Origin of the sequence: Azospirillum sp. CT11-132, assembly GCF_047302835.1 — a bacterium.
Classification (GTDB): domain Bacteria; phylum Pseudomonadota; class Alphaproteobacteria; order Azospirillales; family Azospirillaceae; genus Azospirillum.
The window spans coordinates 754764-775793 of record NZ_JBGLZA010000002.1 but is presented as its reverse complement, the minus strand read 5'-3'; the positions used below and the strand labels follow the sequence as shown (position 1 = coordinate 775793).

The window sequence follows — 21030 nt, the reverse complement described above, 5'->3', positions numbered from 1 at the left end:
TCGCTTTGCGGCGTGCCGCCGCCATATAGTGCCGCCGATGGACCTGACCGCCGACCCCACCCCGCTCCACAGCCTTGACGATGCGCCCGCCATGGTGGCCGGCGCGCGCCGCGTCGTGTCGCTGACCCTCGACGGCGAGGTGGAGGAGCTGTCGCTGGCCGCCGCCGCATCGAAGGTGCGCCGTCTGCCGCCGCTGGTCTGCCATGCCCGCGCCTTTGCCCGCCGGCTGGGGATCGACGGCTTCCCGGCCTTCGACGTGCTGGAGCTGTTCGCCTTCGTCCACCCCGCCCGCTTCTGCGTCCCCACCCCGCGCGGCATCGCCGAGGCGCTCGACCTGCCCACCCCCGACGGCCACGAGGCGGAGGCGCTGGCCCTGCAACGCGCCGTGCGCCGCCTGCTGGGTGACCTGGGTGCCGCCGGGCGGGAGGAGTCCTCCGACCCCGTCGCCTTCGCCTGGGAGATGGGGCGCGCCGGCTGGCCCTGGGCGCCGGCAGTTCTGGCGGCGCTGGGCAAGCCCGACGGGCCGGAGAAGGGGGCCGCCCGCTCCGGCCTGCGCGTCTGGACCCGCATCAAGGAGTGGGAGGAAGGCGCACCCCCGCCGCCGCCCGCTCAGAACCCGGTCGATCCGGAGGAGGCGCGCCGCCGCCTCGCCGCCATGCTGTCGGCCAATGTGCTGGGCAAGGTGGCGGAGCCGCGGCCCCAGCAGGCCGATTATTCCAGCGCGGTGTCGGCCGCCTTCGCGCCACGCCAGTTGCCCGACACCCCGAACGTGGTGCTGGCGGAGGCCGGAACCGGCGTCGGCAAGACGCTGGGCTACCTCGCGCCGGCCACGGTCTGGGCGGAGAAGAATGGCGGGACGGTGTGGATTTCCACCTACACCCGCAACCTCCAGCACCAGATCGACGGGGAACTGGACCGGCTCTATGCCGACCCGGCGACCAAGGCGCGCAAGGTGGTGCTGCGCAAGGGGCGCGAGAATTATCTGTGCCTGCTGAACCTGGAAGAGGCGGTGCGCGCCATGCCCTTCCAGCCGCACAACGCCATCGGCGTCGGGCTGATGGCGCGCTGGGCGGCGGCGACGCGCGACGGCGACATGACCGGAGGCGACTTTCCCGGCTGGCTGGTCGACATCGCCGGGCGCGGCCCGACCATGGGGCTGGCCGACCGCCGCGGCGAGTGCATCTATTCAGCCTGCGATCATTACGCCCGCTGCTACATCGAGAAGAGCGTCCGCCGCGCCCGCCGCGCCGACATCGTCATCGCCAACCACGCGCTGGTGATGGTGCAGGCAGCGCTCGGCGGCGGCGAGGAACCGACGCTGCCCAGCCGCTATGTCTTCGACGAGGGGCACCATGTCTTCGACGCCGCCGACAGCGCCTTCGCTGGCCACCTGACCTGCCGCGAGACGCAGGAACTTCGGCGTTGGCTGTTGGGTGCCGAGGAGACCGGCCGCAGCCGCGCCCGCGGGCTGAAGCGCCGGCTGGAGGACATCGTCGCCGGCGACGAGGAGGCTCTGCGCCATCTCGACGACATTCTGATGGGCGCCCGCGTGCTGCCCGGCGATGGCTGGTCGGCGCGTCTGGCCGCCGACAACCCGCAGGGGCCGACCGAGCGTTTCCTTCTGCTCGCCCGCCAGCAGGTCTATGCCCGCACCGCCGGCCAGGGCGGCCCTTACAGCCTGGAGGCCGACAAGGCTTACCCGGTGGATGGGCTGCTGGACGCGGCGGCGGAGTTGGAGCAGGCATTGGTCCGCCTGTCCGAACCGGTGGAGGCGCTGGCCCGCCGGCTGGCGCAACGGCTTGAGGACGAAAGCGCCGAACTGGATTCCGACCAGCGCCGCCGCATCGACGCCCTGTCGCGCAGCCTGCACCGCCGCGGCACCCTGACGGTGGAGGCGTGGCGCGCCATGCTGCGCACCCTGCCGACCGAAACGCCCTCCCACTTCGTCGACTGGTTCGCGGTGGAGCGGATCGACGGCCGCGACGTCGATGTCGGGCTGTACCGCCACTGGGTCGACCCGACGGTTCCCTTCGCCGAGGCGCTGGCCGGTCCCGCCCATGGCTTGGTGGTGACCAGCGCCACGCTGACCGACGGCACCGGCGATGTCGGCCAGGACTGGCGCGCGGCGGAGGACCGCTGCGGGGCCAGCCACCTGCCGGCCCCGGCGATCCGGGCGCAGGTCCCCTCGCCCTTCGACTATCCGAACCGCACCCGCGTTTTCGTGGTCAACGATGTGCGCAAGGACGACCTCGGGCAGGTGTCGGCGGCCTACAAATCGCTGTTCCTGGCGGCGGGCGGCGGCGGGCTCGGCCTGTTCACCGCGATCAGCCGCCTGCGCGCGGTGCGCGACCGCATCGCCGAGCCGCTGGATCAGGTCGGCATCCCGCTCTATGCCCAGCATGTCGATCCGCTCGACGTGTCCACCCTGATCGACATCTTCCGCAACGAGGAGCACGCCTGCCTTCTCGGCACCGACGCGGTGCGCGACGGGGTGGACGTGCCGGGCCGCTCGCTTCGCCTGATCGTTTTCGACCGCGTGCCCTGGCCGCGTCCCGACATCCTGCACCGTGCCCGCCGCGAGGCCTTCGGCCGCCGGCGCTACGAGGACATGATCACCCGACTGCGCCTGAAACAGGCTTTCGGCCGTCTGGTCCGCCGCGCCGACGACACCGGCGTGTTCGTCCTGCTCGACCCGATGATGCCGAGCCGGCTGGCCGGCGCCTTCCCTGAGGGGGTGGAGATGCGGCGCGTCGGGCTGAAGCAGGCGGTGGAGGAGACGGCGGAGTTCCTGCGGGGGTGGTGAGGGCGTCCGCTCAGAACTGGTGGGCGATGAAGCGGCAGATCTGAAGGATGTCGGCAAACCGCTCTTTGCGGGGATCTTTAGTGCCTTGCAGATCAATGACCAGTGACTGCGCCCGCGCCGTCGAAACGATGTCGCCGCGGATCAGGTCCGGATGGTCGTTCGAAGTCCTGGAGAAAACGACGAAGCCCTTGCCGATGTGTATGTGGGGATAGGATGTGTCCGGAACGAACACATCATTTCCCTGCCGGACCTTGTGCTCGAAAAAGTCATTCAACAGAACCCACTCTCGCACGCGGCTCGACGGCATGACATTTCTCCGCACTGGATGGCTGATACGAAAAATCGTGCAGAAGAAATCGGTCACGCGCAATGGGGGAAGCTGCGCTCCTCACCCCCCAGGCGCATAAACCGCCAGCAGCGCCGACAGCGTGACCACGCTCAGCACCGTCGAGACCAGGATGGCCGAGGAGGTGCGCTCGACATAGGTCTGGTACTGGCTCGCCACCACGAAGGTGAGCGCGCCGGTCGGCAAGGCCGCCAGGATCACCGCGCTGCCGGTCCAGAAGGGGTCCATCGGGAACAGCGTCTGCGTCAGCACCCAGGCCAGCGCCGGATGGACCAGCAGCTTCAGCGCGCTGATCCACCCCGCCTCCGCCAGCCCGGCGGTCAGCCTTTGCGAGGCCAGGAACAGGCCGATGGCGAACAGCGCGCAGGGACCGGCGGGGGAGCCCATCAGTTCGCAGAAGGTGGCGATCGGCTTCGGCACCGCCACGCCGGGGAGCAGCGCCGACCAAGCGAGGCCGGCGGCGGTCGACAGGATCAGCGGGTTCTTCGCCAGCGCCCGGCCGACGTCGCGCAGGGCCTTGCCCAGCCCGCCGCCGTGGCTGTTGGCGAACTCCATCCAGATCACGGCGATGCCGACCATGATGGCGCTCATGATGACGGTCGCCAGGATGGTGGGGGCGAGATGGTCCGGGCCGAAGGCGGCCAGGAACAGCGGGATGCCCATGTAGCCGGTGTTGGAAAAGGCCGAGTTCAGGCCCTGCATGCATTGGATCTGCGTGCGCTCCCGCCGCAGAAGCCGGCCGATGATCGCGCCCAGCGCATAGACCATCAGCATCGACCCCAGGAAGGCGCCGATGAAGGGGCCGTTGAAGATTTCCGGGATCGACCGTCTCGCCGTGCCCAGGAACAGCACCGGCGGCAGCGCCATCCAATAGACGAACTTGTTCAGCGCCTCCGACGAAGCGGCGCCGAGCAGCTTCGACTTCCCGGACAGGAATCCGGCCAGAATGATGGCGAATACGGGAAATGCGACATTGAGGACGACGTTCATGGTGCGCGACAATAAGCAGACCCAACCGTCGCGTCGAGCGGCCGACCTCTCCGCGCCAAGCATGGCACCCTTGACGGCGCGAAAGTGGCGTCGGATGCCAAAGCTTGACGCCGCGCAGGCGGCGTTCGAGATTGCCGACCCGACTTGCGACCACTCCCCGGGGGAGACCGCCTCATGAGAAAGCCGACCGACGCCATGATCGACCACCACAGCGCGCTCATCTACATCATGGTCCTGGTGTCCGCCTGCGATGGCGACATGACCGACCCTGAGCTGGAAGCCATCGGCGAGAATGTGCGCTACCTGCCGATCTTCAAGGATTACAGCGGCGACCAGGTGATGGCCGCGACGCGCGAATGCACCGCCATGCTGTCCGACAACGACGGGCTGGACACGGTGCTGACCATCGTCGAGCAGGCGCTGCCGTCCAAGCTGCGCGAGACCGCCTATGCGGTGGCCTGCGACATCGCCGCCGCCGATCCCAAGGCCTCGCAGGAGGAGCTGCGGATGCTGGAGCTGATCCGGCACCGGCTGGGGGTCGACCGGCTGTGCGCCGCCGCCATCGAACGCGGCGCCCGCGCCCGCCACATGCGCCTGTGACCGTCTTCCATTCTTTGCTGAAAGCTTTGACATGACCGAAGAGACCCTCCGCCCCGACCTCGCCGGCCAGCGCATCGGCTTCATCGGGCTTGGCCTGATGGGCAAGCCGATGGCCCGCGCGCTCGCCCGTGCCGGCGCGGAGTTGGTGGTTTCCAGCCGCAGCCCCGGCCCGGTCGCCGAGATGGCGGCGGAAGGCATGATCGCCGCCACCGGCCCCGCAGCCGTCGCCGGACAGGCCGGGACCATCATCCTGATGCTGACCGACACTGCGGCGGTGGAAGCGGTGGCCGAGGCGCTGCTGCCGGTCCTGCGCCCCGGCCATCTGGTGATCGACATGGGCACCACCGCCGTCGCCGCCACCCGCGCGCTGGCGCAGCGTGTCGCCGCCGCCGGGGCGGAGTGGCTCGACGCGCCCGTCTCCGGCGGAACCGTGGCGGCGGAGGGGGCGATCCTGACCATCATGGCCGGCGGGTCGGAGACCGCCTTCGCCCGCGCCCTGCCGGTGCTGCAGGCGATGGGCCGCCGCATCACCCATGTCGGGGCCAGCGGCGCCGGCCAGATCGCCAAGTCCGCCAATCAGGTCATCGTCGCCCTGACCATCGGCGCGGTGGCGGAGGCGTTGGCGCTCGCCAAGGCGGCCGGCGCCGATCCGGCCAAGGTGCGCGACGCCATTCGCGGCGGCTTCGCCGAATCCCGCATCCTCGACCTGCATGGCGGCCGCATGGTCAGCGGCGACTTCACCCCCGGCGGCCGCGTCACCACCCAGGTCAAGGATCTGCGGCAGGCGGAGGAACTGGCCCAGCAGTCCGGCATCGACCTGCCGACGCTCGGCCTGTCGCTGGAGCTGTTCGAGATGCTGGTGGACCAGGGCGACGGCGGGCTGGATCATTCCGCCCTCTACCGCCTGTTCGCGCGCTGACCCCGGAAGACGGAGCGTATCGCTCCGCCATTCCCTTCCGTTGCGGCGAAAGCCTGCTTTCCGCAAGTTTCTTGTCAAAACGGTTGAGGATAAGCGTCGCATCGTCCATTCTCCCGGCTTTCCACAGGGCGGCAAAACTCTGCCGGTCCCCTTGTATTTACAGGTCAGGCGGCGATGACGGGCGAGCGCATCTTTCTCTACGACACCACGCTGCGCGACGGGGCGCAGACCCAGGATGTGGATTTCTCGGTCGCCGACAAGATTGCGATTGCCAAGGATCTCGACCGGCTGGGCATCGATTACATCGAAGGCGGCTGGCCGGGCGCCAATCCGACCGACGACCAATTCTTCGCCGAGGCGCCGGAGCTGACCCGCGCCACCTTCACCGCCTTCGGCATGACCCGCCGCCCCGGCCGCAGCGCCGCCAACGACCCGCAGCTGACGGCGCTGGCGCAGTCGCGCGCCAAGGCGGTGTGCATGGTCGGCAAGACCTGGGACTTCCATGTCGACGTCGCGCTGAACATCCCGCGCGAGGAAAATCTCGACCTGATCCGCGACAGCATCGCCGCGCTGCATGCCGCCAAGGGCGAGGCGCTGTTCGACGCGGAGCATTTCTTCGACGGCTACAAGCGCAATCCGGCCTATGCGGTGTCCTGCATCAAGGCTGCCCATGACGCCGGGGCGCGCTGGATCGTGCTGTGCGACACCAACGGCGGCACCCTGCCGCACGAGGTCGACGCCATCGTGCGCGAGGTGGTGGAAAGGCACGGCATCCCCGGCGACCATCTCGGCATCCACTGCCACAACGACACCGAGAACGCCGTTGCCAACTCGCTGGCGGCGGTGCGGGCCGGTGCCCGTATGGTCCAGGGCACCATCAACGGTCTGGGCGAGCGCTGTGGCAACGCCAACCTCGTCTCGCTGATCCCGACGCTGATGCTGAAGCTGGGCTATGAGACCGGCATCCGGCGCGAGGATCTGCATCTCCTGACCCAGTTGAGCCGCGCCTTCGACGACCGGCTGAACCGCGCCCCCAACCGTCACGCCCCTTACGTCGGCGCCAGCGCCTTCGCCCATAAGGGCGGGCTGCATGTCTCGGCGGTGGAGAAGGACCCGTCCTCCTACGAGCATGTGGCGCCGGAGGCCATCGGCAACCGCCGCCAGATCGTCATGTCCGATCAGGCCGGCCGCTCAAACCTGATCGTGCGGCTGCGCGACATCGGCATGGCGGTGGATTCCAAGGACGACCGGCTGGCCGGCCTGCTCGATCTGGTGAAGCAGCGCGACAGCGACGGCTATGCCTACGACACGGCGGAGGCCAGCTTCGAGCTGCTGGTCCGGCGCGAGCTGGGCGAGGTGCCGCACTTCTTCGAACTGCTGCGCTTCCACGTCACCGACGAGCGCCGCTACAACGCCGTCGGCAAGCTGGTGGTGGAGTCGGAGGCGGTGGTGCGCGTGCGCGTCGGCGACACCGTGCGGCTGGAGGTGGCGGACGGCAACGGTCCGGTGCATGCGCTGGACGTCGCCATGCGCAAGGCTCTGGAGCCGGTCTATCCGGCACTGGCCAAGGTCAGCCTGTCTGACTACCGCGTCCGCATCCTGGCGGCCAAGGACGGCACCGGCGCCATGCCGCGGGTGCTGATCCGCAGCGCGCGGACCGACGGCAGCGAATGGTCGACGCTGGGCGTGTCCACCAACATCATCGAGGCCTCGATGGAAGCGCTGGTGGACAGCTACACCTACGCGCTGATGAAGAGCGACGCGACGCCGGTGTGAGGGAATTTGCCCTCTCCCGCCCCGGGAGAGGGAGCCTTACGGACTTCCCACCATGGCGATGTTCTGTTAGCTACAGCGGTTTCGGGGCGCTCGCATTCACGCGGGGTCGGCTCCGGTCATCAGCGCCCGTATTGCCGCGGGTCCGCTCTCGGAGGAACATCGCCATGCTCTGGCTCGCCGCCTATATTGGCAGCATTCTTGCCATCAACTACGCCTTCAGCCTGTTTCCGCACCTGGATCTGGTCTGGTCCTGCTGGGCCGGCCTGATCTTCATCCTGCGCGACATGGTGCAGGTGCGCTTCGGCCATTGGGCGCTCGCCGCCATGCTGGGCGGCACCGTGCTGTCCTATCTGCTGACCGATCCGTTCGTCGCCACCGCCAGCGTCGTCGCCTTCGCGGTGTCGGAGATGATCGACTGGGCGGTCTTCACCATCACCCGCCGCCCCCTGCGCGACCGGCTGTGGATCAGCGCCGCCCTGTCGGTGCCGGTCGACACCGCCATCTTCTTCGGCATGCTGGACGTCTGGGATCCCACCGTCTGGGCCGCCAGCTTCGCGTCGAAGCTGCTGGGCGTTTCGGTGGTCTGGCTGCTGATGCGCACGCGGGACGGCCGGATGCCGGTCGCGGCGTAACCACCCCCGTCGCCCCCTTCCGCGTTCCATGGCGGGAGGGGGCGGGGCGTCACGCCACCCCGCGCAGCTCTTCGGCGCGGCTGAGATCCACGCTGACCAGCTGCGAGACGCCGCGCTCCACCATCGTCACGCCGAACAGGCGGTCCACCCGCGCCATAGTCAGGCGGTGGTGGGTGATGATGAGGAAGCGGGTGTCGCCCTGCCGCGCGATGTCCTCCACCAGATCGCAGAAGCGGCCGACATTCGCCTCGTCCAGCGGGGCGTCGACCTCGTCCAGCACGCAGATCGGCGCCGGGTTCGACCGGAAGACGGCGAACAGCAGAGACAGCGCCGTCAACGCCTGCTCACCGCCCGACAACAGGGAGAGAACCTGTAGCTTCTTGCCCGGCGGGCTGGCGTAGATCTCCAGGCCGGCGTTCAGCGGATCCTCGGCGTTGACCAGTTCCAGATAGGCTTTGCCGCCGCCGAACAGGCGGGTGAACAGCTCCTGGAAGTCGCGGTTGACCACATCGAAGCTGGCGACCAGACGCTCGCGCGCCTCGCGGTTCAGGCTGGAGATGCCCTGGCGCAGACGGGCGATGGCGGCGGTCAGATCCTCACGCTCGCCATGCAGGCCGGTGATCTGGGCCTCCAGCTCCTCCGCCTCGATCTCGGCGCGCAGATTGACCGGCCCCATGTTCTCGCGCTCGCGGGTCAGCTTGTCGAGCCGGGCCTCCACCGCCGTCGCGTCGGGCATCGGTTCGGCGGGGTCGAGGTCGGCGGCGGCGCGGGTGTCCTCCGGCCGGCAGTCCAGCCGTTCGGCGATGCGCTCCGTCAGGGTGCGTTCCTGCTGCCGGGCGGCGGAGACCGCGGCCTCGGCGCGGGCGCGGGCTTCGCGGCCATCGGCCAGCGCCGCCTCGGCGTCGTGCAGCGCCTGCTCGGTCCCGGCCAGCCGGGACTCGGCCTCCGCCAGCGCGTCGGCGGCACGCTTGCGGTCGCGCTCGGCCATGGCGATGCGGTCGAGAAGCTCCTGGCGTTCCGCCGCGATCGCGGACGGGCGGCCGGACAGCGCGGCGATCTCGCCCTCCGCCTCTTGCGAGCGCTGGCGCAGTTCCGCCACACGTCCGCCGGCCCCGGCGGAACGGGTGTCCCAGGAGGCGGTTTCTGACTGGATGGCGGCCAGACGCTGGCGCCGCGCCTGCGCCTCGCGGGTCAGCCGGTCCAGCGCATTCTGCCGCTCGGCCAGAACCGCGCGGCGTTCGGCCAAGGCGGCGCGCTGGTCGTTCACCCGCTCCCGCCCTTCGCGCGGGTCGGGCAACGAGTCCAACAGTTCCAGCGCCTCGTCCCGGCGGGCCGCGGCCTCGCGCTCGTCGGCGGCGAGCCGCTCCACCGCCTCCACCAGGGCGGCGAGGCGGGACGATGCGGCGTCGGCCTCGCGTGCCAGCTTGGCATGGCGGTCGCGGGCAGCGTTCAGCGCGGCGAAGCCATCCCGCACGGAGTCGCGGGCGCGGCGGTCAGCCTGGGCCGCCGCCTCCACCGCCAGCTTGGCGGCGTCGAGCGCCTCGCGCGCCAGCTCGACCTGCTCCTCGGCAAGCTCCAGTTCGCCGCGCAGTTCGGCCAAACGGTTGCGCTGCTTCAAGCGGATGGCGGCGGCGGTCGGGGCGCCGGCCTGCACGGTCAGCCCATCCCAACGCCACGCCCCGCCGTCGCGGCTGACCAGCACCTGCCCGGGCGCCAGGGTCGCGGCCAGCGCCACCCCGGTCCCGGCATCGGCGACCACCCCGATATGGGCGAGCGCACGGGCGGCGGCCGGCGGCCCCTGCACATGGTTCGACAGCGGCTGGGCCCCGGCCGGCAGCGGCGCCACCGACTCATAGGCAGGCAGCATGCGCCAATGCACCGGTGCCGCCATGTCGAGCGGAGCGGTCAACGCATCGCCGAGCGCGGCGGCGAGCGCCCCCTCATAGCCGGGCGACACCGTCACCGCATCGACCAACGGGGGAAACTGCCCACCCGCCCCGGCCTCCAGCAGTTCGGCCAGCGCCCGTTCCTCAGCGCGCAGCTTGGCGCGCGCGCTATCGGCGGCGGACAGCGCTTCGCGGGCGCGGGACTGTGCCGGTTCCGCCTCCGCCTTCGCTTGTTCGGCGGCCTCGGCGGCGTCGCGGGCCTGCTCCAGCCGCTGTTCGGCCAGTTCGACCGCCAATTCGGCTTCCGACAGGTCGGCACGGGCGGCGATCTCCGCCTCCAGCGCAGCGCGCTGGGCCTGCTGCTCGGCCAGCCGCTTGGCAAGGCCGGCGGCGCGGGTTTCCAGATCGGCGGCCTGACGCTGGGTGGCGGCGCGGCGGGCCTCGTCGGTGGCGACGGCTTCGGTCAGGCGGGTCAATTCGTGGTCGAGCGCATCGACCTGCTCGCGCGCCTCGGCCAGAGCCTCGGCGGCGGCTTCCTCCAGCATCTCCTCGTCGGCCTGCGCCGCGATCAGGCGGTCGCGTTCGGCCACCAGTCGGGCTAGCGCCTCGCCGGCATCGGCGGCAAGGGCCTCTTCGCGGCCGAGGTCGCCTGCGATCTGGCGCAGCCGGGCCTCCAGCGCGCGCTGCTGATCGGCGACACGCTTTTCCTCGGCGTCGAGCTGTTCGCGGGCGATCACCAGCCGTTGCAGGGCGGAGGCTGCGCGGGCCTCGTCCTGGCGCTTGTCGGGCAGGCCGGCGGCGGCCTCGGTGCGGCGGGCGGTCAGCTGGTTGACGGCCAGCATGCGGTCGCGCACCTCGGCCTCGGCGGTCGCGAAGGCGGCGTGGGCGCGGGCGCGCTCCTCCTGCGCGGCGAGCCAGCGCAGGTGCCACAGCACGGCCTCCGCCCTGCGGATCTGGTCGGATAGGTTGCGGTAGCGGGCGGCTTGCCGCGCCTGCTTCTTCAGGCTTTGCAGCTGGGTGTCCATCGCCCCGATCACGTCGTCGAGGCGGGTCAGGTTGGTCTCCGCCGCTTTCAGCCGCAATTCGGCCTCGTGCCGGCGGGAATGCAGGCCGGTGATACCGGCGGCCTCCTCCAGCAGGGCGCGGCGGTCCTGCGGCTTGGCGGAGATGATCTGCGCCACCTTGCCCTGGCTGACCAGAGCCGGGGAACTGGCGCCCGAGGCATTGTCGGCAAACAGCAGCTGGACGTCGCGCGCCCGCACCAGCTTGCCGTTGATGCGGTAATCGGAGCCGGAGCCGCGCTCGATCCGGCGGGTGATCTCCAGCTCGTCATGCTCGTTGAAACCGGCCGGCGCGGTGCGCGACCGGTTGTCGACCGCCAGCGTTACCTCGCCCAGATTGCGCGCCGGCCGGCTGGAGGTGCCGCCGAAGATGACGTCGTCCATGTCGTCGCCGCGCATGCGCTTGGCCGACGTCTCGCCCATCACCCAGCGCAGCGCCTCCACCAGATTGGACTTGCCGCAGCCGTTGGGACCGACGATGCCGGTCATGCCGGGTTCGATGACCAGATCCGTGGCATCGACGAAAGACTTGAAACCCGACAGGCGGAGACGCGTGAACTGCACTGGGGAAGAACCTTTGGTGTACTTGGGCTTTGAGGAGGTGAGGGCTTCGAGTGGCGAAGTGTCGGCTTCGAATGCCCCCACCCTAACCCTCCCCCGCTGGGCGGGGAGGGGACAAGTTTTTGTACGGGAGGGTGGCGGCAGTCCCTCCCCCGCCCAGCGGGGGAGGTTAGGTGGGGGCAATTTTCAGGCGCTTACTTCAACAGCTTGTCGATCGCCTTGGAGAACTCCTCGAACGACTGGGCGCCTTCGATGCGGACCTTGCCGTCGTTGAGGATGAAGGTCGGGGTGGCTTCGACCTTGTACTGGTTCTGGCCGGTCAGGCGGCTGTTCAGGATGGCGTCGGCCAGCTCCTTGTTGGCGAAGCAGGCGTCGATGGTGTCCTGGCTCATGCCGGCCAGCTTGCCGTACTGGGCCAGCGCCTTGGTCGGGTCGGCGGCGCGGCTCCAGGTCGACTGGCTCTTGAACAGCACGTCGGTCAGCGGATAGTAGCGCTCGGCAGGCGCGCAGTGTCCCAGCATGCTGGCGCTGAGCGCCGCCTGATCGAAGGGGAAGTCGCGGAAGATCAGCTTGGCCTTGCCGGTGTCGATATAGGCTTCCTTGATCTTCGGCAGGATGTCGGTGTGGAAATGGGCGCAGTGCGGGCAGGTCATCGACGAATAGTCGAGGATCGTCACCGGCGCCTTGGGATCGCCCATGACGCGGTCGGCCATCATCTCCGACACCGGCGGCAGGGTGGCGGCGGCGCGGGCGGCCGACGGAGCCGTCACGGCGGTGCCGATGGCGGCGGTGAAGCCGATGGCCAGAAAGCCGGCCAGCCCGAAGTACCTGCGTCCCAAAATTTTGCGGTTCACTTTGCCCTCGTTCCTACCAGATGTTGACGTATAGACAATCAGGCCCCGGCGCGTCCAGCAGGCCGGCTAGCGCACCGCCCGTTTCGGCCGCGCCATCAGCGAGCGGCCGAAGCGTTCCAGGGTGGCGCGCAGTTCCTCGTCCTCGATGGCCGCGGTGGTGGTGGTGATGCCGATCTCCTCGTCCATCGTCAGGGCGCGCGGGCGCACCACCGGGGATGGCGTGGACGGCAGGGCCGCGTGGATCAGCTTGATCTTCGCCACCGCGCGATAGCCGAAGAAGCTGTTGATGCGCTCGATGATCTGCGGCTCCAGATGCTGCAGCTCCAACGCGATGGCGCCCATGGCGCGGATGTGCAGGGTCGCCTCCTCGCGCTTGCCGCGGGGGAAGCTGAGCTTGTCGGGGGCGGTGCGCAGCGACAGCTGGTGGCCGACGATGGACGGCCAGTCGGTGATCAGCGCGCCGAAGGCAAGCCCGCGCTTGCCCAGCACCTTGCCGGCGACCTCCGGAACGGATTGGCCGATGCGACGCGGTCCGGTCATGCTCTGCGATCACTCCTATACGGCCCCGGTTCAGGCACCGGTTCCGGGTCATGTGGGATGCCGGCACCCTAGCGCAAGCGTGGGCCGATGCCCAGCTTCCGACCAGAGACCGGACCGGCTCCCTTCCCCAGACGCTCCGGACCCTCTATTTCTTCCCATCATGATTCCAGATTCCACCGAGGCCGCCCGGCGGCTGTTGTCCTGGTACGACCGCCACCGCCGCGACCTGCCCTGGCGCGCCAAGCCGGACGAGACCGCCGATCCCTACCGGGTCTGGCTGTCGGAGATCATGCTGCAGCAGACGACGGTCCCCGCCGCAGCGCCCTATTTCCGCAACTTCACCGAACGCTGGCCGACCGTGCGCGATCTGGCGGAATCGCCGCTGGACGATCTGCTGGTGGCCTGGGCCGGGCTCGGCTACTACGCGCGGGCGCGCAACCTGCACAAATGCGCCCGCGTGGTGGCGGACGTTCATGGCGGAATCTTTCCGGACAATGAGGCGGCGCTGCTGGAACTGCCGGGAATCGGCGCCTACACCGCCGCAGCCATCACCGCCATCGCCTTCGGCCGCAAGGCCACCGTGGTGGACGGCAATGTCGAGCGGGTGATCGCCCGCATCTTCGCGGTGGAGGAGCCGCTGCCCAATGCCAAGCCGACCCTGCGCCGGCTGGCCGCAACCCTGACGCCGGAGTTCCGTCCCGGCGACTATGCCCAGGCGATGATGGACCTCGGCGCCACCATCTGCACCCCGCGCAAGCCGAAATGCATGCTGTGCCCGTGGGCGGAGTATTGCGAGGCGCGCGCCGCCGGCATCGCCGAAAGCCTGCCGCGCAAGGTGGCCAAGGCGGAGAAGCCGACCCGGCGCGGCGTCGCCTATTGGCTGCTGAACTTCGACGGCGCCGTCCTGCTGCGCCGCCGGGCGGAGGAAGGGCTCCTGGGCGGCATGGCGGAGGTGCCCTCGACATCCTGGGGACCGGAGTTGCCCGGCGAGGCCGCGGTGGCGGCGCAGCAGCCCCTGCCCGCCCGCTGGCGCCGGCTGCCCGGTCTGGTCCGCCATACATTCACCCATTTTCACCTGGAGCTTGAGGTGGTCGCGGCGCAGGCCGGGACCGACTGGCGGCAGGCCGACGGAACCTGGGTGCCGGTCGACCGGCTGGGCGATCATGCCCTGCCGTCGGTGATGGTGAAGGTGGTGCGCCACGCCCTTTCCAACGTGTGAGAAGGGCTCGCGCAGGATGGAGTGCCGATAAGAATGCTGCGTGCCGTGATCGCCGTCCTGTTCGTCCTGCTGGCGCTGTGCGGCGAGGTGCTGGCCGCGCCGCCGGAGAGAACGGCGGAGAAGAAGGCGGGGGTGGCGCTGGTGCTGGCGCTCGACGGCTCCGCCTCCATCACCACCGGCGACCTGGAATTCCAATTGCAGGGCCATGCCGCCGCCTTCCGCGATCCCGCGGTGGCCGATGCGCTGGCTTCGGCCGGGACGCGGGTGACGCTGGCGGCCTATTCCGGTCCGAACAGCCTGCGGGTGCTGATCCCCTGGACGGCGCTGGACAAGCCGGAGGATGCCGGGCGCTTCGCCGACCGGATCGACGCCCTGCCCCGCGGCTTCCAGGGCGACTCGACGGCGATCGGCAGCGCGATCCTGGAGGCGGCGAAGCTGTTCGACCACGGCGGCAAGGCGCCGCGGCAGGTGATCGATCTGGTTTCCAACGGCTTTTCCAACAGCGGGATCGATCCGGCCGACGCCCGCGACCGGGTGACGAAGCGCGGAATCATCGTCAACGGCCTCGCCATCCTCGACGAATTCCCCTGGCTGGAGGAGTATTTCGACGAAAGCGTGATCGGCGGGCCGGGCAGCTTCGTGAAGAGCGCCATGGACAAGGACAGCTTCGTCGCCGCCCTGCGGCAGAAGCTGATCCTTGAAATGGTGGCCCTGCCGGATCAAATGCCAAGCCTAAGCGTCGCCACGCGATAGGCGGCCGATAACAAGTTGAGGAGCGGGACGAGTGGAGCGCGTCGATTTTCTGGTGGTCGGGGCCGGCATCGCCGGGGCGTCCGCCGCCTATGAGCTGGCCGCACAGGGCCGGGTGCTGGTGCTGGAGCGCGAGTCGCAGCCCGGCTATCACTCGACGGGCCGGTCGGCGGCGCTCTACACCCAGACCTACGGCCCGGCACCGATCCGCGCCCTGACGGTGGCGAGCTGGGACTTCTACACCAGCCCGCCCGCCGGCTTCGCCGAGCACGACCTGCTGACGCCGCGCGGCGTCCTCATCATCGGCCGCGAGCATGAGATCGACCGGCTGGATGCCGAATTCAAGCAGGGCCGCCGCCTGACCCCGTCGGTTGAACGCTATGACCGCGAACAGGTTCTGGCCCGCGCGCCCTTTCTGCGCCCGGACTATGTCGCCGGCGGCGTTTGGGAGCCGGACGCCCGCGACATCGACGTGCATGCCCTGCACCAGGGCTATCTGCGCGGGCTGAAGGCGCGCGGCGGCCGGGTGGTGACGGATGCCGAGGTGCGGACGCTCACCCGGCAGGATGGGCTGTGGGTGGCCGAAACCAGCGCCGGCAGCTTTGCCGCGCCGGTGGTGGTGAATGCCGCCGGCGCCTGGGCGGACGAGCTGGCGAAGCTGGCCGGAGTCGCCACCGTCGGGCTGGTGCCGAAGCGGCGCACCGCCATCACCTTCGATCCGGTGTTCGAGGATCCGGCCGACAAGACCGGGCTGGACGGCTGGCCGATGGTGTCGGACGTGGCCGAGACCTTCTATGTGAAGCCGGATGCCGGCCGGCTGCTGGCCTCCCCCGCCGACCAGACGCCGATCGAACCCTGCGACGTGCAGCCCGAGGACATCGACATCGCCGTGACGGTGGACCGGCTGGAGCAGGCCTCGCGCTTCTCCGTTCGCAGATTGGCCCACCGGTGGGCAGGCTTGCGCAGTTTCGTCGCCGACAAGGTGCCGGTGGTGGGTTTCGCGCCGGATGCGGAGGGCTTCTTCTGGCTGGCGGCCCAGGGCGGTTACGGCATCCAGACCGCGCCGGCCATGGGTCGGGTGGCGGCGGGGCTCGTCACCGGCCGCGGCCTGCCGGAGGATGTGCGGGCATTGGGAGTAGCCGAGTCGGACCTGTCGCCGGCAAGAGCCCGATAAGGCAGGCTATGGTAGCCCGGCATCAGGGCGGAGGAGGCGTGCGATGTCTGTGCGTCTGGTGGCGAAGGGACCTGTGGCACGAAGGGCGTTCGCCGTCCTGGCATTGGCTTCTGCCGGAGCGCTCGGCGGCTGTGCCAACCCTGCGGCGGACGAGGCGCTGGCGGCGCAGACCGCGCTGATCGGCATGTCCAAGGCGACGCTGCTGTCCTGCGCCGGGGTGCCGGAACGGCAGGCGACCGTCGGCAACCAGGAGTTCTTCACCTACCGCAGCTCCCGCATCGTCTCCTACCCCAGCACGCCGCCGATCGGCTATTATGGCGGCTGGGGATGGCCTTATTACGGTTACGGCTATGGCTGGCCGTCCTATGGTTATGAAGTCAACAGCTTCGACTGTGAAGCAACTTTCAGTTTGAGAAACGGTGTGGTCGAGCGCGTCGTATATGGCGGCGCCAGCGGCGGCTCCGCGCGACTTGGTCAATGCTATGCCATCGTTCAGAACTGCATGGCGCTGATCCCACAGCGGACAATCAAACCAAGCCCTTGATTTCCTTGTCCATGCGACAACTCGTCACTGTTGCATAGCTGCTGCAGAAGGAGAGGAAGGGTTGTAGCCCCCCTAGTACCCTTACACAGTGTCTGGTAATAGCTCCATTGGCTGATGCCACAGAACAGCAACAACGCATTGCCTGGAGCAGACCCCATGACCATCCTGTCGCGCGCCGCCGCCGCCCTGCTGGCGACCTCGGCCCTCGTCGCCATCGCTTCCCCGTCGCTCGCTCAGGACTTCAAGGGCAAGTCGGCCGGCGACATCGTCGTCCGTGCGCGCGGCCTGGCCGTGCTGCCGCAGGAAAAGGGCACGATCAACAGCCCGATCGGTGACATCGGCTCGGCCAAGGTCGGCAACGACTACATCCCCGAAGTCGACTTCTCCTACTTCTTCACCGACAACATCGCCGCCGAGCTGATCGCCGGCACCAGCCGTCACCGCGTGAAGGGCAACCTGATCGCCGGCGCCGGCGGCGTCACGGAAATCGGCAAGGTGTCGCTGCTGCCGCCGACTCTGACCGTGCAGTACCACTTCATGCCGAAGGAGCGCATCAGCCCGTATGTCGGCGCCGGCATCAACTACACCCTGTTCTACAACGAGGACGCGGCCAACAACCCGAACTCGGCCGGGGTGCGGATCACCGACACCAACTACAAGAACCGCTTCGGCTGGGCCCTGCAGGCCGGTGTCGACGTCGCCCTGACCGGCAACTGGTCGCTGAACCTCGACGTCAAGAAGGTCTTCCTGAAGACCGACGTGACCGCCAACGCCAACCTCCCCGGCGGCGGCGTCCTTCCGGTCTCCTCGAAGGTCACGCTGGACCCGTGGCTGGTCGGCGTCGGCGTCGGCTACCGCTTCTAAGACCGGTTTCCGGAATCAGTTCCGGACATCGGAAGGACGGCCTTCCCCATCCGGGGGAGGCCGTCTTTTTCTTTTTACCATCAGTCTTGCAGATTGTACGGTTATCCCCATGATTCCCCTACGGGGATCAACGGAAGGGAGGCCGTACCGCCATGCATGTTGCAGCCGTATTGAAGCGCAAGGGCAACCGGATCGTCTCCGCCGCGCCGGAAGACAGCGTTGCCGCCGTCACCCGCCTGCTGACCGAACACCGGATCGGCGCCGTGCTGGTGATCGATGAAGACGGGCAACCGGTCGGCATCCTGTCGGAACGCGACGTGGTGCGGGCCGTCGCCCGCGACGGTGCCGGCGCGCTGGACCGGCCGGCGGCAGACCTGATGACGCGGGAGCTGATCACCGGCACCCCCACCGACACCGTCGCCGACATGATGGCGGTGATGACCCAGCGGCGCATCCGCCATGTGCCCATCGTCGAGTCCGGCCGGGTCGTCGGCGTGATCAGCATCGGCGACGTGGTGAAGGCCCGCATCGACGATGCCGAGCTGGAGGTCGAGTCGCTGCGGGGCTATGTCGCCGGCATGGGGTGAGGCGTTCCACACCGCCTGAAACGCAAAACGACCCGCCGGAGCGCTCCGGCGGGTCGTTTCATTCTGTTCGGGAAGAGCGGCGTCAGGCCGAATGCGACTGCGGGAAGGCCATCGCCGCCTGAGTGCGGTTGCGAACGCCCAACGACTTGAAGATCGCCGTCATGTGGATCTTCACCGTCCCTTCGGACAGGCCCAGTTCATGGGCGATCTGCTTGTTCGACTTGCCTTCGCGCAGGCGGTCCAGAACCTCGCGCTGACGCTGGGTCAGAAGCTGCTCCAGCTGCGGATCGGTCGGCGGGATCACGCCACCGGCACCGCGGTGGTCGGGCTCGGTCCCCTCGCGCAGAACCGTCGCCGGCACATAGACGCCGCCGGAGAAGATCAGGTCGAGCGCGCTCAGCATGATCTTCACGCTGGACGATTTCGGGATATAGCCGGCGGCGCCGTTCTCCAGCGCCTCCCGCACGTCTGCCTGTGCCTCCGACGCCGACACGACCACGACCTTGGCGTTCGGCTGCCGCTCGCGCAGCATGCCGATGCCAGAGAAGCCGGGCCAGCCGGGCATGCGCAGGTCCGTCAGGACAAGGTCATAGGCCTCATCCTTCGACGCCGCCATATCCAGAAGCTCGTCGAAATTGCTGGCCTCCGCAAAGGTAGCATTATCGCGAAGCTGCTCAAGCAGACGGCGAAGACCTTCCCGGAACAGGACGTGATCATCACCGATCAGGATCTTCATCGCTCAAACTCCCGCACCATGCCTGCCCCTCCGAAAGACGCCCCAAGGGCTTGAGAAAAGGAGGGGGCTGTCGCCACCCGCATATTCCCTAAAATCCAAAGGATATAGCAGGCACCGGCCGAACGTAATCTCTATTGAGATGTAACACGCAGGGACGAGGACCGACAACCGGAAATTAACTTTTGTCACCGCTCCGATGGCCTAGCGGACGGAGGCAACACTTCCCGGGAGTGATATTTCTAAAGCGCTATGACAATTTTAGGTCAATATGCGAATGCGTCACTGGATCTTGAAATATCTAAAAAAATGCCGGCCGGCACCAATTTCTGGCACCGGACCGGCTTTGAAGTTGCGCGCCCCGGAGGACGATAGGACGCGGATCGACAGGTCTGTTAGAAAGCGGCCTCTTCCAGTTCCATCAGCGGCTTGGCGCCGGCGGCGATGGTGATGAACAGGCTGTTCGTCTGCGGCAGCAGCTTGGTCATATAGAAGCGGGCGGTCTTGATCTTGGCCTCATAGAAGGCGGCGTTGCCTTCCCCGGCCGCGAGCCTGGCCTGCGCCTTCTCCACCATGGTCAGCCAGCTCCAGCCCAGCGCCACCAGACCGAACAGGCGCAGGTAGTCGCTGGCGGCGGCACCCGCCTCCTCCGGATCCTTCAGGCCCTTCTGGGCGATCAGGGCGGTGGCCTGCTGCAGCTTGGCGAAGGCCTTGGCCAGCGGCATCACGAACTCGCCCAGCTCGTCCTTCTCCATCGCCGTCTCGATGTCGCGGCCGACGGGGTGGAAGAAGTGGCGCAGCAGGCGGCCGATGTCCTGCGGCAGCTTGCGGCCGACGAGGTCGAGCGCCTGGATGCCGTTGGTGCCCTCATAGATCTGGCAGATGCGGGCGTCGCGGACATACTGCTCGACGCCGGTCTCCCAGATGAAGCCGTGGCCGCCATGGACCTGCACGGCGATGTTGGCCGACTCGAAACCGATGTCGGTGAACAGCGCCTTGACGACCGGCGTCATCAGCTGGACGAACTCGTCGGCGTCGCGGCGGGTGCGGGCGTCGGCGTGCTTTTCCGCCACGTCGAGCTTGTAGGCCGTCAGGGCGCCCAGGGCGCGCGCACCCTCGGTGAAGGCGCGGGCGGTCAGCAGGTTCTTGCGCACGTCGGGGTGGACGATGATTGGATCGGCCGGCTTGTCCGGCGCCTTCACCCCCGACAGCGACCGGCCCTGGAGCCGCTCGCGGGCGTAGTTGACGGCGTTCTGGTACGACACCTCGGACAGGCCCAGCCCCTGGATGCCCACGGCCAGACGGGCCGCGTTCATCATCACGAACATGGCACGCATGCCCTTGTGCGGCTCGCCGACCAGCCAGCCGGTGGCGTCCTCGAAGTTCATGACGCAGGTCGACGACGCCTTGATGCCCATCTTGTGCTCGATGGAGCCACAGGCGACGCCGTTGCGCGCGCCCGGCGTACCGTCGGCATTCGGCATGAACTTCGGCACCAGGAACAGGCTGATGCCGCGGGTCCCGGCCGGGGCGTCCGGCAGGCGGGCCAGTACCAGATGCAGGATGTTCTCGGTCAGGTCATGCTCGCCGGCCGAGATGAAGATCTTGGTGCCGGTGATCTTGTAGCCGCCCCGTTCATCCGGCACCGCCTTGGTGCGGATGATGCCGAGGTCGGTGCCGCAATGCGGCTCGGTCAGGCACATGGTGCCGGACCAGGTGCCGTCGACCAGCTTGGGCAGGAAACGCTGCTTCAGCTCGTCCGAACCATACATCGCCAGCGCGTTGTAGGCGCCGAGCGACAGGCCGGGATACATGCCGAAGCTGAGGTTGGCGGAGCAGATGAACTCCTCCAGCATGATGTTGACCAGCTTCGGCAGCCCCTGCCCGCCATAGGCCGGGTCGCAGGCCAGCCCCTGCCAGCCGGCCTCGATATAGGTGGTGTACGCCTCCTTGAAGCCCTTGGGCGTACGGACCTCGCCATTCTCGAAATGGCAGCCCTCGCCATCGCCGGACTGGTTCAGCGGGAACAGCACCTCCTCGCACAGCTTGGCGCCTTCCTCCAGCACCTGTCCGACGAGTTCCGGCGTGGCGTCCTCGTAGCCCGGCAGGGCCGACAGCTTGTCCAGACCGATGATTTCGTCCAGGACGAAGCGCACATCCTCAAGCGGAGCCTTGTAGATCGGCATCTCTC

The 21030-nt window shown here is 68.6% G+C and carries 18 protein-coding genes; 11 read left to right on the top strand and 7 right to left on the bottom strand.

Annotated elements, in window-relative coordinates; translation table 11 throughout:
* Positions 1-37: 37 nt before the first annotated feature.
* Positions 38-2803: an ATP-dependent DNA helicase gene (locus ACCD06_RS05240; protein ID WP_413339280.1), complete on the top strand. Its 2766-nt coding sequence runs from the start codon at positions 38-40 to the stop codon at positions 2801-2803.
* Between the two features lie 10 nt (positions 2804-2813).
* Here the strand turns inward: ACCD06_RS05240 and ACCD06_RS05235 are convergent, their stop codons facing one another.
* Both ACCD06_RS05235 and ACCD06_RS05230 read right to left on the bottom strand, forming a co-directional pair.
* The gene (locus tag ACCD06_RS05235) at positions 2814-3110 is read right to left on the bottom strand and encodes a hypothetical protein (protein ID WP_109151863.1); all 297 of its coding nucleotides are present in this window, start codon (positions 3108-3110) and stop codon (positions 2814-2816) included.
* 81 nt (positions 3111-3191) lie between these two features.
* Positions 3192-4139, bottom strand: coding sequence for an AEC family transporter (locus ACCD06_RS05230; RefSeq protein WP_109155999.1), 948 nt, complete (start codon positions 4137-4139; stop codon positions 3192-3194).
* Positions 4140-4313: 174 nt separating this feature from the next.
* Between ACCD06_RS05230 and ACCD06_RS05225 the strand changes: the two genes are divergently transcribed.
* The 4 genes from ACCD06_RS05225 (at position 4314) to ACCD06_RS05210 (ending at position 8066) form a co-directional block, all read left to right on the top strand.
* Complete coding sequence (locus ACCD06_RS05225) at positions 4314-4739, top strand: tellurite resistance TerB family protein (protein ID WP_109151862.1); 426 nt, start codon at positions 4314-4316, stop codon at positions 4737-4739.
* A 31-nt stretch (positions 4740-4770) separates the two neighbouring features.
* On the top strand, positions 4771-5658 hold the full coding sequence (locus tag ACCD06_RS05220; protein ID WP_413339277.1) for an NAD(P)-dependent oxidoreductase: 888 nt from the start codon (positions 4771-4773) through the stop codon (positions 5656-5658).
* Positions 5659-5832: 174 nt separating this feature from the next.
* A complete protein-coding gene (gene cimA / locus ACCD06_RS05215; protein ID WP_413339275.1) occupies positions 5833-7434 on the top strand; it encodes a citramalate synthase in 1602 nt (533 codons plus the stop codon).
* 164 nt (positions 7435-7598) lie between these two features.
* Positions 7599-8066: a preQ0 transporter gene (locus ACCD06_RS05210; RefSeq protein ID WP_413339273.1), complete on the top strand. Its 468-nt coding sequence runs from the start codon at positions 7599-7601 to the stop codon at positions 8064-8066.
* Between the two features lie 49 nt (positions 8067-8115).
* Here ACCD06_RS05210 and smc read toward each other — a convergent pair whose 3' ends face one another.
* The 3 genes from smc to ACCD06_RS05195 all read right to left on the bottom strand — a co-directional run bounded on the left by smc (position 8116) and on the right by ACCD06_RS05195 (position 12968).
* Entirely contained in the window at positions 8116-11577 is a 3462-nt protein-coding gene (gene smc, locus ACCD06_RS05205; protein WP_413339271.1) for a chromosome segregation protein SMC, read from the bottom strand.
* 191 nt (positions 11578-11768) lie between these two features.
* Positions 11769-12428: a DsbA family protein gene (locus tag ACCD06_RS05200; RefSeq protein WP_413339269.1), complete on the bottom strand. Its 660-nt coding sequence runs from the start codon at positions 12426-12428 to the stop codon at positions 11769-11771.
* Between the two features lie 66 nt (positions 12429-12494).
* Positions 12495-12968 (bottom strand): DUF721 domain-containing protein, encoded by a 474-nt coding sequence (locus ACCD06_RS05195; protein WP_109155978.1) that lies wholly within the window; start codon positions 12966-12968, stop codon positions 12495-12497.
* A 160-nt stretch (positions 12969-13128) separates the two neighbouring features.
* Here ACCD06_RS05195 and mutY point away from each other — a divergent pair, with 160 nt between their 5' ends.
* From mutY to ACCD06_RS05165, 6 genes are all read left to right on the top strand, one after another.
* Positions 13129-14187 (top strand): A/G-specific adenine glycosylase, encoded by a 1059-nt coding sequence (gene mutY / locus ACCD06_RS05190; protein ID WP_413339267.1) that lies wholly within the window; start codon positions 13129-13131, stop codon positions 14185-14187.
* 33 nt (positions 14188-14220) lie between these two features.
* Positions 14221-14940 (top strand): DUF1194 domain-containing protein, encoded by a 720-nt coding sequence (locus ACCD06_RS05185; protein WP_136703169.1) that lies wholly within the window; start codon positions 14221-14223, stop codon positions 14938-14940.
* Between the two features lie 31 nt (positions 14941-14971).
* Positions 14972-16111: an NAD(P)/FAD-dependent oxidoreductase gene (locus ACCD06_RS05180; RefSeq protein WP_413339265.1), complete on the top strand. Its 1140-nt coding sequence runs from the start codon at positions 14972-14974 to the stop codon at positions 16109-16111.
* Positions 16112-16154: 43 nt separating this feature from the next.
* Positions 16155-16655, top strand: coding sequence for a hypothetical protein (locus ACCD06_RS05175; RefSeq protein ID WP_247871213.1), 501 nt, complete (start codon positions 16155-16157; stop codon positions 16653-16655).
* Positions 16656-16811: 156 nt separating this feature from the next.
* Complete coding sequence (locus ACCD06_RS05170) at positions 16812-17519, top strand: OmpW/AlkL family protein (protein ID WP_247871212.1); 708 nt, start codon at positions 16812-16814, stop codon at positions 17517-17519.
* 152 nt (positions 17520-17671) lie between these two features.
* A complete protein-coding gene (locus ACCD06_RS05165) occupies positions 17672-18106 on the top strand; it encodes a CBS domain-containing protein (protein WP_109155973.1) in 435 nt (144 codons plus the stop codon).
* Positions 18107-18188: 82 nt separating this feature from the next.
* On the opposite strand, the gene ACCD06_RS05160 is transcribed toward ACCD06_RS05165, so the two are convergent.
* The gene (locus ACCD06_RS05160) at positions 18189-18842 is read right to left on the bottom strand and encodes a response regulator (RefSeq protein ID WP_109155972.1); all 654 of its coding nucleotides are present in this window, start codon (positions 18840-18842) and stop codon (positions 18189-18191) included.
* Between the two features lie 392 nt (positions 18843-19234).
* On the bottom strand, positions 19235-21025 hold the full coding sequence (locus ACCD06_RS05155) for an acyl-CoA dehydrogenase C-terminal domain-containing protein (protein WP_109155971.1): 1791 nt from the start codon (positions 21023-21025) through the stop codon (positions 19235-19237).
* Positions 21026-21030: the final 5 nt, after the last annotated feature.